Consider the following 15,046-nt stretch of genomic DNA (forward strand, 5'->3'; position numbering starts at 1 on the left):
GCATGCTCGATCGTCGATCGCTGTTCTGGAAGCTGGCGGTGCTGCTGGTGGGCTTCTGCCTGCTGATGATCGGCCTGAGCTACACCTGGGGCCGGCATATGGAAACCCAGAACGCCTTCTTGTCCGAGCCTGCCCGGCAGCTGTTGCGCGGTTATGCCGCCGAGGCCGAGCAGGCCTGGAACCAGGGTGGCCGCGAAGGCCTCGAGCGCTGGTTGCTGGACATGCGCCAGCGTGAGTCGGGCTGGATCGCGGTGCTCGATGGCAACTTGCGTCCGCTCGCCGGGGCTCGCTTGTCCACGGAGGAAATCCAGCGCCTGACCCGCCTGCGCGGCGTCGACTGGCCAATGAGCAGGCGCAGCGTCGACCAGCCCTGGTTGCGCTTGCCGTTCCCCCAGGCTCCCGAGCAGGGCATGCTGGTGATCGAGTTGCCCCAGCGCCTGACCCCCGGCCAGTACCGGTTGTTCTGGCGGATCATCACCAACGGTGTGATGCCGGGTCTGTTCACCCTGCTGCTGTGCGTGGGCCTCTACCGGATGCTGATCGTGCCGCTGAACCAGTTGCGCGAGCAGGCCAATGCCTGGCGTGCCGACCAGCTTTCGGCGCGGCTCGATTCGCGCACGATCGGTCGTGACGACGAGTTGGGCGAGCTGGCGCGTGCCTTCGACCAGATGGCCGAGCGCCTGCAGGGCACGGTAACCCTGCAGCAGCAACTGTTGCGCGACTTGTCCCACGAGATGCGCACGCCACTGAGCCGCCTGCGTGTGGCCTGCGAGGGCGAAACCGACGTCGCACGCCTGCGCGAACGCCTCGAACGGGAACTCGATTGCATGCAGCAACTGGTCGAGGACACCCTGCAACTGGCCTGGCAGGATGCCGAGCGTGCGCCGATGAACCTTGAGCCCATCCAGCTTCAGGCCCTGTGGGACCTGCTGGTGGAGAATGCCTGCTACGAAAGCGGCTGGGCAGCGCAGCGGTTGCAGTGCACGTTGCCGGCCAGCTGTTGGGTGCAGGGTAATCTCAACCACCTGGCCCAGGCGCTGGAGAACATGCTGCGCAATGCCATCCGCCACTCACCGCACGACGGGGTGGTGCGCCTGAGTGGCCAGCGCGAGGGCAATCACTGGCAGTTGTTCCTGGAAGATGAAGGCGGCGGGGTGGATGACGACGCTCTGGAAAGGATCTTCGCGCCATTTTCCCGGCTCGACGGCTCGCGCCCCGGGGATGGAGGCTTTGGGCTGGGGCTGAGTATCGCCCGCAGTGCGATCCAGCGTCAGGGCGGCAGGCTGTGGGCCGAGAATGGGCAATGGGGGCTGCGACTGTGCATGCGCCTGCCTTGTGTCGACATGGAGGGCTTGGCGGGTAAGCCTGCTGCTGAAAAGGCTTTCACCGTTCTTGCGAGCGCTAGTTTGCCCGCGCAGGGTTCGTCACCCATATAACTACCTGCTATATCTCCCAGCAATTGCGTGATATGGCGGCGCGTCCTTTGCCGGTATGATAGGCGCCCCTGCCGTCCTGATTGCGAAACACGCCCATGACCTTGCAGTACCCAACCATCGCCGATTGCGTCGGCAACACCCCTCTGGTCCGCCTGCAGCGTATCGCCGGGCAGACCAGCAATACCCTCCTGCTCAAGCTCGAAGGCAATAACCCGGCCGGCTCGGTCAAGGACCGTCCGGCGTTGTCGATGATCACCCGTGCCGAACTGCGCAACCAGATCAAGCCAGGCGACACCCTGATCGAGGCGACCTCCGGCAACACCGGCATCGCCCTGGCCATGGCGGCGGCGATCAAGGGTTACAAGATGATCCTGATCATGCCCGACAACTCCACGGCCGAGCGCAAGGCGGCGATGACCGCCTATGGCGCCGAGCTGATCCTGGTGACCAAGGAAGAAGGCATGGAAGGGGCGCGCGATCTGGCCGAAAAGCTGCAGGCCGAAGGTCGCGGCCTGGTGCTCGACCAGTTCGCCAACGGCGACAACCCGATTGCCCACTACACCAGCACAGGTCCCGAGATCTGGCAGCAGACCCAGGGCAGCATCACCCACTTCGTCAGTTCCATGGGCACCACCGGCACCATCATGGGCTGCTCGCAGTACCTCAAGGAACAGAACCCGGCGGTGCAGATCGTCGGCCTGCAACCGATGGAAGGCTCGGCCATTCCCGGTATCCGCCGCTGGCCGGAGGAATACCTGCCGAAGATCTTCGACGCCACCCGCGTCGATCGCGTGGTGGACATGTCCCAGCAGGAAGCCGAAGACACCACCCGTCGCCTTGCACGCGAAGAGGGCATTTTCTGCGGTGTGTCCTCCGGCGGTGCGGTCGCGGCGATGCTGCGTCTGTCCCGTGAAGTGGAAAATGCCGTGATGGTCGCGATCATCTGCGACCGCGGCGACCGTTATCTCTCCACCGGCCTGTTCGACGCGACCTGATGTCCAGAAAGAAAAGCAACAGCAGCGGTCTGCGCTTCCAGCCAGCCGGCGGCGACCGCACCCCACAGGTGCCGGTGGGCAAGAAACAACGCCTGGACATCGAACGCCTGGCCGGTGACGGACGCGGCATCGCCTTTGTCGAGGGGCGCACCTGGTTCGTCAGTGGTGCCCTGGCGGGCGAGGCGGTCGAGGCGCGGGTGCTCAATGCCCGCGGCAAGATCGTCGAAGCACGCCTTGAGCGCGTGCTGCAGGCCAGCCCCGAGCGGCGCGAGGCGCCGTGCCGGCATTACGCCCGCTGCGGCGGTTGCAACCTTCAGCACCTGCCCCACGAGGGCCAGCTGGCGCTCAAGCAGCGCCTGCTCGCCGAGCAGTTGCAGCGCGTAGCCGGTGTGCAGCCTGATGAGTGGGCCGCACCGCTGGCCGGGCCGGAATTCGGCTACCGCCGTCGCGCGCGCATCGCCGTGCGTTGGGATGTGAAGGCGCGCGAGCTGCAGGTCGGTTTTCGCGCCGAAGCCAGCCAGGACATCATCGCCATCGACGATTGCCCGGTGCTGGTACAACCCTTGCAAACCATCCTGCGACATTTGCCGACCGTGCTGCGTAGCTTGAGCAGGCCTCAGGCGCTGGGGCATGTGGAATTGTTCAGCGGCACCGCCGAGGCAGTGCTGGTGCGCCATGTAGCGCCGCTGGCCGATGACGACCTGGCGCGCCTGCAGGCGTTCTGCGAGCAGGCGGGTGCGCAACTGTGGCTGCAGGGCGAGGGTGAGCCGGCGCCACATGATGGCGCCGCGACACTTGGGTTTGACCTGGCCCCTTGGGAGCTGGAGCTGGCGTGGCGACCGGGCGACTTCGTGCAGGTCAATGCCCAGGTCAACACCTTGATGATCCAACAGGCGCTGGCGTGGCTTGCGCCGCAACCGGACGAACGGGTACTGGACCTGTTCTGTGGCCTGGGCAATTTTGCCCTGCCGCTGGCTCGCCAGGCCCGTGAAGTGGTGGCGGTGGAAGGTGTGCAGGCGATGGTCGATCGGGCCGCCGCCAACGCCGCGAGCAACAATGTGCATAACGCACGGTTTTTTCAGGCCGATTTATCGCAGTCTTTGGCAGGTGCCGAATGGGCCGCCGAGGGCTTTTCTGCGGTACTCTTGGACCCACCGCGCGACGGTGCCTACGAGGTGGTGCAAAGCATCGCACGCCTGAAGGCCAGGCGGCTGGTCTATGTATCGTGCAACCCCGCCACGCTGGCGCGAGACGCGCAGGTGCTGGTCGGCCAGGGGTACCGGTTAAAAAGGGCCGGGATTCTCGACATGTTTCCTCAGACGGCGCATGTCGAGGCCATGGCGTTATTCGAAGTGGGCCAGTAACGGCTGGCCCCTTGGTGCGGCTTCCACGGACGGGAAGCGGCACGGTTGATTGCCAGTGCACCCGCGAGGTGCGCTGTATGGAAAGGTAAACGAAACATGGTACAGGTGAGAGTGCACCAGCCGGTCAACACCGACGGCAGTATCAATCTCGAAGCATGGCTGGATCATGTGGTGAGCGTCGATTCGGCGCTGGATCGCACGGCGCTCAAGGAGGCCTGCGATTTCGCCCAGGAAGTCGAGAAGAAGGGCAACCCGGCCAAGCATTCCTGGGCCGACGGGACGTCGAGCTTCCAGGCGGGGCTCGAGATCGCTGAAATTCTCGCAGACCTCAAGCTCGACCAGGACTCGCTGGTCGCTGCCGTGATCTATCGCTCGGTCCGCGAAGGCAAGGTCACCCTGGCCGAGGTCGGCCAGCGTTTCGGCCCGGTGGTCTCCAAGCTGATCGACGGCGTGCTGCGCATGGCCGCCATCAGCGCCAGCCTCAGCCCGCGCCAGTCGCTGGTGCTGGGCTCGCAGGCGCAGGTCGAGAACTTGCGCAAGATGCTCGTGGCCATGGTCGACGACGTACGCGTCGCCCTGATCAAGTTGGCCGAGCGGACTTGCGCGATCCGCGCGGTGAAGGCCGCCGATGACGAAAAACGCCTGCGTGTGGCGCGCGAAGTGTTCGACATTTACGCACCGCTCGCTCATCGCCTGGGCATCGGCCATATCAAGTGGGAGCTGGAAGACCTGTCCTTCCGCTACCTGGAGCCCGACCAGTACAAGCAGATCGCCAAGCTTTTGCACGAGCGGCGGCTGGACCGCGAGCGCTTCATCAGCGATGTGATGAACCAGTTGCAGAACGAGCTGCTGGCCACCGGCGTCAAGGCCGACATCAGCGGTCGGGCGAAACACATCTATTCGATCTGGCGCAAGATGCAGCGCAAGGGCCTGGAGTTCAGCCAGATCTACGACGTGCGTGCGGTGCGCGTGCTGGTGCCGGAAATCCGCGACTGCTATACCGCGCTGGGTATCGTCCACACCTTGTGGCGCCACATCCCCAAGGAGTTCGACGACTACGTCGCCAACCCCAAGGAAAACGGCTACCGCTCGCTGCACACCGCGGTGATCGGCCCGGAGGGCAAGGTGCTCGAGGTGCAGATCCGTACCCACGGCATGCACGAGGAGGCCGAGCTTGGCGTCTGCGCGCACTGGAAGTACAAGGGCACCGACGTCAAGTCCAGCTCCAACCACTACGAAGAGAAGATTTCCTGGCTGCGCCAGGTGCTGGAGTGGCACGAGGAACTGGGCGACATCGGCGGCCTGGCCGAACAACTGCGGGTCGACATCGAGCCGGACCGGGTCTACGTGTTCACCCCTGATGGCCACGCCATCGACCTGCCCAAGGGCGCCACGCCGCTGGACTTCGCCTACCGCGTGCACACCGAGATCGGCCACAACTGCCGTGGCGCCAAGATCAACGGGCGCATCGTACCGCTGAACTACAGCCTGCAGACCGGCGAGCAGGTGGAGATCATCACCAGCAAGCAGGGCAACCCGAGCCGCGACTGGCTGAACTCCAACCTCGGCTACGTCACCACCTCGCGTGCGCGGGCCAAGATCGTCCATTGGTTCAAGCTGCAGGCGCGCGATCAGAACGTCGCTGCCGGCAAGACCCTCATCGAGCGCGAACTCAGCCGCCTGGGCCTGCCGCAGGTGGACTTCGAGCGCCTGGCGGAAAAGGCCAACGTCAAGACCGCCGAGGACATGTTCGCTGCGCTGGGGGCCGGTGATCTGCGCCTGGCGCACATGGTCAACGCCGCCCAGCAACTGCTGGAGCCGGAGCGCATCGAGCCGGTCGAGCTGGTGCCGCGCCCGGCGCGCGGAACCCGATCGGGCAAGCGCAACGACATCCAGATCCAGGGCGTAGGCAACCTGCTCACGCAGATGGCCGGTTGCTGCCAGCCGCTGCCGGGCGACGCCATCGTCGGCTACATCACCCAGGGCCGCGGCGTGAGCATTCACCGCCAGGACTGCGCCTCGGTGCTGCAGTTGGCGGGCAAGGAGCCGGAGCGCATGATCCAGGTGAGCTGGGGGCCGATTCCGGTGCAGACCTACCCGGTCGACATCGTCATCCGCGCCTACGACCGCCCGGGCTTGCTGCGCGACGTTTCGCAGGTGCTGCTCAACGAGAAGATCAACGTGCTGGCGGTCAATACCCGCTCGAACAAGGAAGACAACACCGCGCTGATGTCGCTGACCATCGAGATTCCAGGCCTGGATGCGCTGGGGCGCTTGCTCGGACGGATCTCGCAGTTGCCGAACATCATCGAGACGCGGCGTAATCGTACGCCTTGAGACTGCGTCGCCCCATCGCGGGCAAGCCCGCTCCTGCAGGTGCAGCGTGATGCCTGTAGGAGCGGGCTCGTCCCGCGATGAGGGCGCCACCTAAGGACCTGCCAGAGCATGACCTACACCCTCAACGACCTGCTCCACCTCATGGCCCGCCTGCGCGATCCGCAATACGGCTGCCCCTGGGATCTCGAGCAGGACTACACCAGCATCGTCAAGCACACCATCGAGGAAGCCTACGAGGTGGCCGACGCCATCGAGCAGGGCGATTTCGCGCAGTTGCAGGGCGAACTCGGCGACCTGCTGTTCCAGGTGGTCTACTACAGCCAGCTGGCGCGGGAGGAGGGGCGTTTCGAGTTTGCCGGCGTGGTTGATTCGATCACCCGCAAGCTGATCCGCCGCCATCCGCACGTGTTCCCCACCGGTGACCTCTACGCCGCACCCGACATCCCGCGCTTGAGCGAGGCGCAGGTCAAGTCGCGCTGGGAAGAGATCAAGGCCGAGGAGCGCGCCGAGAAGAGCACCCCCGAACAGCTCTCGCTGCTCGACGATGTTCCCGGCGCCTTGCCGGCGCTGTCGCGTGCGACCAAACTGCAGAAGCGCGCGGCCACCGCCGGTTTCGACTGGCCCGAGGCGTTGCCGGTGCTGGACAAGGTCCGCGAGGAGCTCGACGAGGTATTGCAGGCCATGGCCGATGGCGATGACCAGGCACTGGAAGACGAAGTCGGCGACCTGCTGTTCGCCGCTGTGAACCTGGCCCGTCATCTCAAGCAGGATCCGGAAAACGCCCTGCGCCGCGCCAACCGTAAATTCGAACGACGTTTCCGCTTCATCGAGCAGGCATTGCGCGACACTGGCCGACCGATCGAAGATTGTAACCTTGACGAGTTGGATGCCCTCTGGGGCGAAGCCAAACGTCAGGAAAAGAACCTGCCCAGCTGCGGCTGAGCCGATGCATAAGTGAGTGAACACCGATGAGCCTTTCCCTTCGCGATCAATTGCTCAAGGCCGGTCTGGTCAACCAGAAGCAGGTCTCCCAGGCCAACAAGGCCGAGAAGAAACAGAAACGCCTGGAACACAAGGGCCAGGTCGAGGTGGACGACAGCCAGCAGCGCCTGGCCAAGGAAGCCATGGCCGACAAGGCCAAAAAGGACCAGGAACTGAACCGCCAGGTGCAGGAGAAGGCCGAGCAGAAGGCCCGTGCCGCACAGGTCAAGCAATTGATCGAGGCGACCCGCCTGCCCAAGCTGACCACCGAGGACTACTACAACTTCGTCGACGACAAGAAGGTCAAGCGCATTGCCGTCAACGCCCTGATGCGCAGCAAGCTGAGCAACGGCTCGCTGGCGATCGTCGCCCATGGCGGCGGCTACGAAGTGATCCCGCGCGAGGCGGCGGTGAAGATCCAGGAACGCGATCCCAAGCGCATCCTGCTGCTCAACACCCATGTCGAGGAGGCCGATGAAGACGATCCATATGCGGCCTACAAGATCCCTGACGATCTGATGTGGTAAATGACGAAAACCCCGCTCAGGCGGGGTTTTTCGTGGGGGAGATCTTATTGTGTGCCGCGTTGGCTCTCGAGGGTCTCGAGCTCCTGGCGGTACTGGTGGGCTTCATGCTCGTTGTGGAACATGCCGACCAGTTGGCCCTGCTGGTGTACGTCCCAGATCCGCACGCCAGCGGCCAGGCCTTCGTGGGACATTCTCGATTCGTCGCGTTCGGTTACTTGGACAGTCATCGGTAAACTCCACTTCTGTTGGTCTGCGACACTGTGTCGCACACCTTCTTTATAGAGTTTGTTAGCAGGCTAAGTAAATAAAACGACGATGAAACTATGTTCATGAAACGCGCTGCGCTTGATCCCATCGCGGCGCTCCTGCAAGCCAAAACAAAGCCCCGCACTAGGCGGGGCTCGGGCTACAGCAGGTTACAGCGCAGGGAACGGATCAGTTGCCCTTCACTGTCCTGCCATCGACCGTACCATCCTGCAGCACGATCACGTATTCCTTGCCATCGGTCTCGACCTGGCGCAGTTGCACCAGCAGGTAGTCCCAGTCCTTGGCGAACCACAGCTCGGTGATGCGCTTGCTCTGGCTTGGGTCGCGCACGCGCTCGACCTTCACCGCATCGACCTGGCCGGTCTTGGTGGCAACCTTCTCGGTGCCCAGCACGCGGAAGTCGTAGGTGTCGATCTCGTCACCGTCGACCACCTGGTACGTCATGCTCTTCTTGCCCGCCGCCACGTCATGTTGCAGGGCCAGTTGATAGGACGACTTGTCCAGCACCCCACGGTTGAGCGGCAGGCTGATCGCATCGCCACGGTCGCTGCCGGTGACTTTCTTGCTGTTCCAGTCGAAGTCCAGGTCGACCTTCTTCGCCTTGCCCAGGCCACCACGCTCGAAGTGATACTTCTGCGGCAGCAGGGTGTCGTTGTCCATGCGCACCGTGCTCTGTTCGGTCAGGCTGGCGATCATCATGGAGGCTTTGAAGTTGAGGTCCCAGGTACCGTTGGCGTTCTTGACCAGGCTGCGTTCGGCGGTGCCGCTCATGGGCAGCTGTTTCCAGTCGGCGGTGTAGCTGGCCGAGAAAGGCTTCAGATCAGCTGCCTGGAGGGGCAGGGCGAGCACGGCGAGAGCCAATAGCAGGGCGCGACGCATATATTCTCCTAGGGTCGAATCAAGTGACCGCTGGCCGCCAGCGGCTGGCCATCCAGTAATGCACCTTGTTCGCCCAGGCGCAAGCGTCCTTCGGCGAACCAGCGCACCGCCAGCGGGTAGATCTGGTGTTCCTGTTGGTGGACCCGTTGTGCCAGGCTCTGCGCATCGTCGCCTGGCGCGACCGCTACCACAGCCTGTACGACCAAGGGCCCGCCGTCGAGTTCCTCGGTGACGAAATGAACACTGCAGCCGTGCTCGGCGTCACCGGCATCCAGAGCCCGCTGGTGAGTGTGCAGCCCTTTGTACTTGGGCAACAGCGACGGGTGGATGTTGAGCAGGCGCCCCTGGTAGTGGCGCACGAAGTCGCCACTGAGGATGCGCATGAAGCCAGCCAGCACCACCAGATCGGGGGCGAAGCCATCGATCAGTTGCACCAGCGCCGCGTCGAATGCTTCGCGCCCGTCGAAACCACCGTGCTCGAGCACGGCGGTGTCGATCCCGGCAGCTTTGGCCCGTTGCAGGCCAAAGGCGTCGGGGCGGTTGGAAATCACCGCGCGGATCCGCGCGCTACCGTGTTCGGCGTGGATGCTGTCGATCAGGGCTTGCAGGTTGCTGCCGGAGCCCGACAGCAGTACGACGACATTGCAGGTCTTGCTCGGCATCAGTGTGCCTTGAGGTTCTGCAGCTCGACCTGGGCAGCGCCTTCGGCGGCTACGTCGATGCGGCCGATCACCCAAGGCTGCTCACCGGCCTGGCGCAGGACGTTCAGGGCGTTGTCGACCTGGTCCTGGGCCACGCAGATGACCATGCCTACGCCGCAGTTCAGTACGCGGTGCATTTCGTGCTCGTCGACGTTGCCTTTCTGTTGCAGGAAGTCGAACACCGCCGGACGCTGCCAGCTGGCCACGTCGACCACGGCCTGGGCGCCTTTTGGCAGGACGCGCGGGATGTTGTCCAGCAGGCCGCCACCGGTGATGTGGGCCATGGCCTTGACCGCGCCGGTCTTCTTGATCAGCTCCAGCAGCGGCTTGACGTAGATGCGGGTCGGCGCCATCAGCAGGTCGGTCAGCGGCTGGCCGTCGAGCTGGGTGTTCTCGATGTCGGTGCCGGACACTTCGAGGATCTTGCGGATCAGCGAGTAGCCGTTGGAGTGCGGGCCGGAGGAAGGCAGGGCGATCAGGGCGTCGCCGGTGACCACTTTCGAGCCGTCGATGATTTCCGACTTCTCCACCACGCCGACGCAGAAACCGGCCAGGTCGTAGTCTTCGCCCTCGTACATGCCTGGCATCTCGGCGGTTTCACCACCGACCAGCGAGCAACCGGCCAGTTCGCAACCGGCGCCGATGCCGGTGACCACGGTAGCGGCCACGTCGACGTTCAGCTTGCCGGTGGCGTAGTAGTCGAGGAAGAACAGAGGCTCGGCGCCGCAGACCACCAGGTCGTTGACGCACATGGCGACCAGGTCCTGGCCGATGCTGTCGTGCTTGTTCAGGTTCAGCGCCAGGCGCAGCTTGGTGCCGACGCCGTCGGTACCGGAGACCAGCACCGGCTGCTTGTAGCCGGCCGGGATCTCGCAGAGGGCGCCGAAGCCGCCCAGGCCACCCATGACTTCAGGGCGTGCGGTGCGCTTGGCGACGCCCTTGATGCGTTCGACCAGTGCTTCGCCGGCGTCGATGTCTACACCGGCGTCTTTGTAGCTCAGGGAGGGTTGCTTGCTCATTGATCCAGGCCTTTAAGGGGGAGGGATTCAGGAAAACGACCAGCGCGGCCAAGGCCGGCTCGGGAGGCGGCGGCTGCCTGTACGTGACTGGTCTGCGAAGGCGCGCGATTTTATCAGGGTTGCCCGGCAGCGGCCATCCTCCATTGAACGGCAAGTGGCGAGCGGTAGGCTATAAGAGAAGACAGACAGCACCGGCGCGCGCTTTTGCTTGCCGCTGACAGCGTGCAGCTTGTAGCTTCTGCCCTGAAAGTCATCTGGACAGGAATCCTTCATGCGTTTTCTCAATTACCTGGCAGTGGTTTGCATAGGGCTGATCGGTGCAACGGCACAGGCCGAGACCGTATCGGGGCTTTACCAGGTCCGCGAGCCTGTCGATGGGCAGGGCAGCGAGGCGCGGACCCAGGCCACCGCCAAGGCACTCGACACCCTGGTGCTGCGCCTGACCGGCGATGCCAAGGCGACGCAGAACCCGGCGGTGGTCGCCCTGCGCAAGGATCCGCAACAGATCGTCAATCAGGTTGGCAGCGACGCCGGCCCACCTGAATCGGTGGTGGTGGAATTCGACCCCGGCAGCACCGAGCGCGCCCTGCGCCAGGGCGGCCTGGCCCTGTGGGGCAGCAACCGGCCGTCGATTCTTGGCTGGTGGCTGTACGACAGTGTCGAGGGCAGCAGCCTGGTCGGAGATGGCCAGAGCAGCGCCGAGCCGCTGCGTCGTGCAGCCCAGCACCGTGGCCTGCCGCTGCGCCTGCCGCTGGCCGACCTGCAGGAACAACTGGTGGCCAATGCCAAGCAGCTCGAAGGCAACGACCCGGCGCCGCTGCGTGAGGCGTCCGAGCGCTATGGCGCCGATGCCCTGCTGGCTGTGCACGCCCACGAAGCCGACGGCAAGTGGCAAGGCAAATGGCAACTGTGGCTGGGCGAGCAGCGCGAGCTGGGCACGGCAGAGGGGGCCGACCAGGCCGCGCTGGCCGATGCGGTGATGCTGGCGATCAGCACACGCCTGGCACCCCGTTACGTCACCCGCCCGGGCGCGAGCAGCGACCTGCAGGTCCAGGTGCAGGGCATGAACCTGCAGCGCTACGCCGAACTGCTGCGTGTGCTCGAGCCCTATGGCCCGCGGCTGCAGATGGCCGACGGCGACACCCTGACCTATACGGTCACCGGCAATCGTGAACAACTGCGCGCGCAACTGGGGCTGGCGCATCTGCAGGAGGTGCCCGTCGAACCGGCGCCTGCCGCCGCTCCCGCTCCCGTAGCCGAGGCAGCGCCTGGCCAGGCGGTCGCCCCGCAGGCGGCTGCGCCAAAGCCGTTCGATGGCCTGCGTTTTCGCTGGTAAGGAGCCGCGAACATGACTGATGTACGCCGTTGGGTATGGTTGGGCATAGCCCTGCTGATCGCCGTCCTGCTGTACCTGCTGCACAACATCCTCTCGCCGTTCCTGGTGGGCATCCTGCTGGCGTACCTGGCCGACCCGCTGGTCGATCGCCTGGAGCGCCTGGGCCTGTCGCGCACCTGGGGTGTGGTGGTGGTGTTCAGCCTGTTCACCCTGGTGTTCCTCGCCTTGCTGCTGGTATTGGTGCCGATGCTGGCCAAGCAGTTGCTGCGCCTGTACGAGCTGGCGCCGCAGATGCTCGACTGGCTGCAGCATGTGGCGCTGCCGTGGGTGCAGAGCCGCCTGGGCCTGGCCGATGGCTTCTGGAAGTTCGACAAGATCAAGGCTGCCATCGGCGCGCACATGGGCCAGACCACCGACATCGTCGGCATCGTCCTGTCCCAGGCCACCGCCTCAAGCCTGGCGCTGATCGCCTGGCTGGCCAATCTGGTGCTGATCCCGGTGGTGGGCTTCTACCTGCTACGTGACTGGGACCTGATGATGGCCAAGCTGCGCAGCCTGCTGCCGCGCCAGCGTGAAGACCAGGTGGTGGGGCTGGCGGGTGAGTGCCATGAGGTGCTGGGGGCGTTCGTGCGCGGCCAACTGCTGGTCATGCTGGCGCTGGGCGTGATCTACGCGGTCGGGCTGTCGCTGATCGGCCTCGAGCTGGGGCTGCTGATCGGCCTGCTGGCGGGGTTGGCGGCCATCGTGCCGTACATGGGCTTCATCGTCGGCATCGGTGCAGCGCTGATCGCCGGGTTGTTCCAGTTCGGCGGCGACCTGTACCCGATGCTGGGCATCGTCGCGGTGTTCATGGTCGGCCAGGCCCTCGAGGGCATGGTGCTGACCCCGCTGCTGGTGGGCGACCGCATTGGCCTGCACCCGGTGGCGGTGATCTTCGCTATCCTGGCCGGCGGCGAGCTGTTCGGCTTCACCGGCGTGCTGCTGGCGCTGCCGGTGGCGGCGGTGATCATGGTGCTGCTACGCCATGTGCATGACCTGTATAAAGAGTCGGATATGTACGCCGGGGATATCGATCCCGAGCTTTGAACCTCCCAATCGCCCGGCCCATGTGCCGGGCGAGCCCCTGGGACAACCCGCCACCTTGACGTTCCCGCCGCCAATTTGTTTGTGCTGGCGTTTCGGTTACAATCCGCAATCGTTTCAGCCGACCCAGGTCAATCAGACCAATGGCTGAAGCGTGTAAGGGTTCTCTGGCTGCTGAACAATGATCACAAAAAGCCTGCGCTGAAGAACAAGAAACACCTGGGCCAGCCACAGGCCCCCCTCCGTTCTACTGACTGGAAGTGATCAATGTTCAAAAAAGCTGGCAAGACCTTGCTGGGTCTGGCTGTCGCGGCGAGCTTCATGCAAGCGCACGCCGACGAAGCCAAGAAAGTCGATGTGCTCCTGATTGGCGGCGGCATCATGAGTTCGACCCTGGGCGTATGGCTCAGCGAACTGGAGCCGAGCTGGTCGATGGAAATGGTCGAGCGCCTGGACGGCGTCGCCGAGGAAAGCTCCAACGGCTGGAACAACGCCGGTACCGGCCACTCCGCGCTGGCTGAGCTGAACTACACCCCGATGGACAAGGACGGCAAGGTCAACATCTCCAAGGCGATCGAGATCAACGAAGCCTTCCAGGTGTCGCGCCAGTTCTGGTCCTGGCAGGTTCGCCAGGGCGTGCTGAAGAACCCGAAATCGTTCATCAACACCACCCCGCACATGAGCTTCGTCTGGGGCGACGACAACATCGCCTTCCTGAAGAAGCGTTACGAAGCACTGCAGGCGAGCCCGCTGTTCCGCCCGATGCAGTTCTCCGAAGACCACGCGCAGATCGCCAAGTGGGTCCCGCTGATGATGGAAGGGCGTGACCCGAACCAGAAGCTGGCCGTGACCTGGACGCCGATCGGCACCGACGTCAACTTCGGCGAGATCACCCGCCAGTTCGTCGGCCACCTGCAGACCCGCGACAACTTCAAGCTGAAGCTGTCCAGCGAAGTGCAGGACATCACCCGCAACAAGGACGGCTCCTGGCACGTCGAGTACAAGAACCTGAAGGATGGCAGCACCTCTGCCACCGACGCCAAGTTCCTGTTCATCGGTGCCGGCGGCGGCGCCCTGAAGCTGCTGCAGAAGTCGGGCATTCCTGAAGCCAAGGAATACGCAGGCTTCCCGGTTGGCGGCTCGTTCCTGGTGACCGAGAACCCGACCGTTGCCATGCAGCACATGGCCAAGGCCTACGGCATCGCCTCGACCGGCGCGCCGCCCATGTCGGTTCCGCACCTGGACACCCGCGTGCTGGACGGCAAGCGCGTGATCCTGTTCGGGCCATTCGCCACCTTCTCGACCAAGTTCCTGAAGAACGGCTCGTACCTGGACCTGCTGAGCAGCACCACCCTGCACAACGTCTGGCCGATGACCAAAGTGGGCATCGAGCAGTACCCGCTGGTCGAGTACCTCGCTGGCCAGGTGATGCTGTCGGATGACGACCGCTTCGAAGCCCTGCGCACCTACTTCCCGAACGCCAAGAAAGAAGACTGGCGCCTGTGGCAGGCCGGTCAGCGCGTGCAGATCATCAAGCGTGACGAAGAGAAGGGCGGTGTGCTGAAGCTGGGCACCGAAGTCGTGGCGTCCGAAGACCGCACCATCGCTGGTCTGCTGGGTGCTTCGCCAGGCGCCTCGACCGCTGCGCCGATCATGCTCAACGTGCTGGAAACCGTGTTCAAGGAGAAGGTCGCCACGCCTGAGTGGCAGGCCCGTATCCGCGAAATCGTGCCGAGCTACGGTACCAAGCTGAACGATTCCGCTGCTGCCGTGCAGAAAGAGTGGAACTACACCGCTGAAGTGCTGCAACTGGAGAAGCCGCCGGTCATCGACCAGAGCGTCGGGACCAGCACCGGTGTCGAGTCGACCGCACCTGCCGAGAGCAAGGCTGCCAACGACATGGCGCTGTAAGCTGCCTGAGGAGATGGCCTGTCGTCCGACAGGCCGTTGCCTGAAAAGCCACGAGGATCGCCGTAGGCGGGCTCGTGGCTTTTTTGTGCCTGGTTACAGTGTTTTGTGGCAGCGAGTCCCTGTGGGAGCGGGGCTTGCCCGCGAACACCGGCGAAGCCGGTGCCATCCACCGCGGCGTTCTTTTCGCGGGCAAGCCCGCTCCCACAGGGG

13 protein-coding genes are annotated in these 15,046 nt (G+C 64.4%); 9 read left to right on the top strand and 4 right to left on the bottom strand.

What is annotated here, in order from left to right; translation table 11 throughout:
• The first annotated feature begins 2 nt into the window (after positions 1-2).
• The 6 genes from ACNFHO_RS23380 to ACNFHO_RS23405 all read left to right on the top strand — a co-directional run bounded on the left by ACNFHO_RS23380 (position 3) and on the right by ACNFHO_RS23405 (position 7,640).
• A complete protein-coding gene (locus ACNFHO_RS23380) occupies positions 3-1,436 on the top strand; it encodes a histidine kinase sensor domain-containing protein (RefSeq protein WP_416767499.1) in 1,434 nt (477 codons plus the stop codon).
• 95 nt (positions 1,437-1,531) lie between these two features.
• Positions 1,532-2,431 (top strand): cysteine synthase CysM, encoded by a 900-nt coding sequence (gene cysM, locus ACNFHO_RS23385; RefSeq protein WP_054892899.1) that lies wholly within the window; start codon positions 1,532-1,534, stop codon positions 2,429-2,431.
• Positions 2,431-3,795: a 23S rRNA (uracil(1939)-C(5))-methyltransferase RlmD gene (rlmD, locus tag ACNFHO_RS23390; protein ID WP_416767500.1), complete on the top strand. Its 1,365-nt coding sequence runs from the start codon at positions 2,431-2,433 to the stop codon at positions 3,793-3,795. The genes cysM and rlmD overlap by 1 nt, the downstream gene beginning before the upstream one ends.
• A 96-nt stretch (positions 3,796-3,891) precedes the next feature.
• Positions 3,892-6,132 carry a GTP diphosphokinase gene (gene relA / locus ACNFHO_RS23395; protein WP_054892897.1) on the top strand — a complete coding sequence of 747 codons (2,241 nt, stop codon included), beginning with the start codon at positions 3,892-3,894 and terminating at the stop codon, positions 6,130-6,132.
• 108 nt (positions 6,133-6,240) lie between these two features.
• Complete coding sequence (mazG, locus tag ACNFHO_RS23400) at positions 6,241-7,074, top strand: nucleoside triphosphate pyrophosphohydrolase (protein ID WP_416767502.1); 834 nt, start codon at positions 6,241-6,243, stop codon at positions 7,072-7,074.
• Between the two features lie 26 nt (positions 7,075-7,100).
• Positions 7,101-7,640, top strand: coding sequence for a DUF2058 domain-containing protein (locus tag ACNFHO_RS23405; RefSeq protein WP_186666954.1), 540 nt, complete (start codon positions 7,101-7,103; stop codon positions 7,638-7,640).
• Positions 7,641-7,684: 44 nt separating this feature from the next.
• Here the strand turns inward: ACNFHO_RS23405 and ACNFHO_RS23410 are convergent, their stop codons facing one another.
• From ACNFHO_RS23410 to purM, 4 genes are all read right to left on the bottom strand, one after another.
• A complete protein-coding gene (locus tag ACNFHO_RS23410) occupies positions 7,685-7,867 on the bottom strand; it encodes a hypothetical protein (protein WP_054892894.1) in 183 nt (60 codons plus the stop codon).
• Positions 7,868-8,075: 208 nt separating this feature from the next.
• A complete protein-coding gene (locus ACNFHO_RS23415; protein WP_054892893.1) occupies positions 8,076-8,786 on the bottom strand; it encodes a DUF3108 domain-containing protein in 711 nt (236 codons plus the stop codon).
• Positions 8,787-8,794: 8 nt separating this feature from the next.
• Positions 8,795-9,448, bottom strand: a complete 654-nt coding sequence (purN, locus tag ACNFHO_RS23420) for a phosphoribosylglycinamide formyltransferase (RefSeq protein ID WP_065861396.1) — start codon at positions 9,446-9,448, stop codon at positions 8,795-8,797.
• Complete coding sequence (purM, locus tag ACNFHO_RS23425) at positions 9,448-10,506, bottom strand: phosphoribosylformylglycinamidine cyclo-ligase (RefSeq protein ID WP_054892891.1); 1,059 nt, start codon at positions 10,504-10,506, stop codon at positions 9,448-9,450. The genes purN and purM overlap by 1 nt, the downstream gene beginning before the upstream one ends.
• Positions 10,507-10,777: 271 nt before the next feature.
• Here purM and ACNFHO_RS23430 point away from each other — a divergent pair, with 271 nt between their 5' ends.
• The 3 genes from ACNFHO_RS23430 to mqo all read left to right on the top strand — a co-directional run bounded on the left by ACNFHO_RS23430 (position 10,778) and on the right by mqo (position 14,836).
• Positions 10,778-11,842 (top strand): DUF2066 domain-containing protein, encoded by a 1,065-nt coding sequence (locus ACNFHO_RS23430; RefSeq protein WP_416767503.1) that lies wholly within the window; start codon positions 10,778-10,780, stop codon positions 11,840-11,842.
• 12 nt (positions 11,843-11,854) lie between these two features.
• Positions 11,855-12,928 carry an AI-2E family transporter gene (locus tag ACNFHO_RS23435; protein WP_054892889.1) on the top strand — a complete coding sequence of 358 codons (1,074 nt, stop codon included), beginning with the start codon at positions 11,855-11,857 and terminating at the stop codon, positions 12,926-12,928.
• Positions 12,929-13,192: 264 nt separating this feature from the next.
• Positions 13,193-14,836 (top strand): malate dehydrogenase (quinone), encoded by a 1,644-nt coding sequence (gene mqo, locus ACNFHO_RS23440; RefSeq protein WP_063543592.1) that lies wholly within the window; start codon positions 13,193-13,195, stop codon positions 14,834-14,836.
• Positions 14,837-15,046 lie beyond the last annotated feature (210 nt).

Source organism: Pseudomonas sp. NY15374 (assembly GCF_048068255.1).
Taxonomy (GTDB): domain Bacteria; phylum Pseudomonadota; class Gammaproteobacteria; order Pseudomonadales; family Pseudomonadaceae; genus Aquipseudomonas; species Aquipseudomonas machongensis.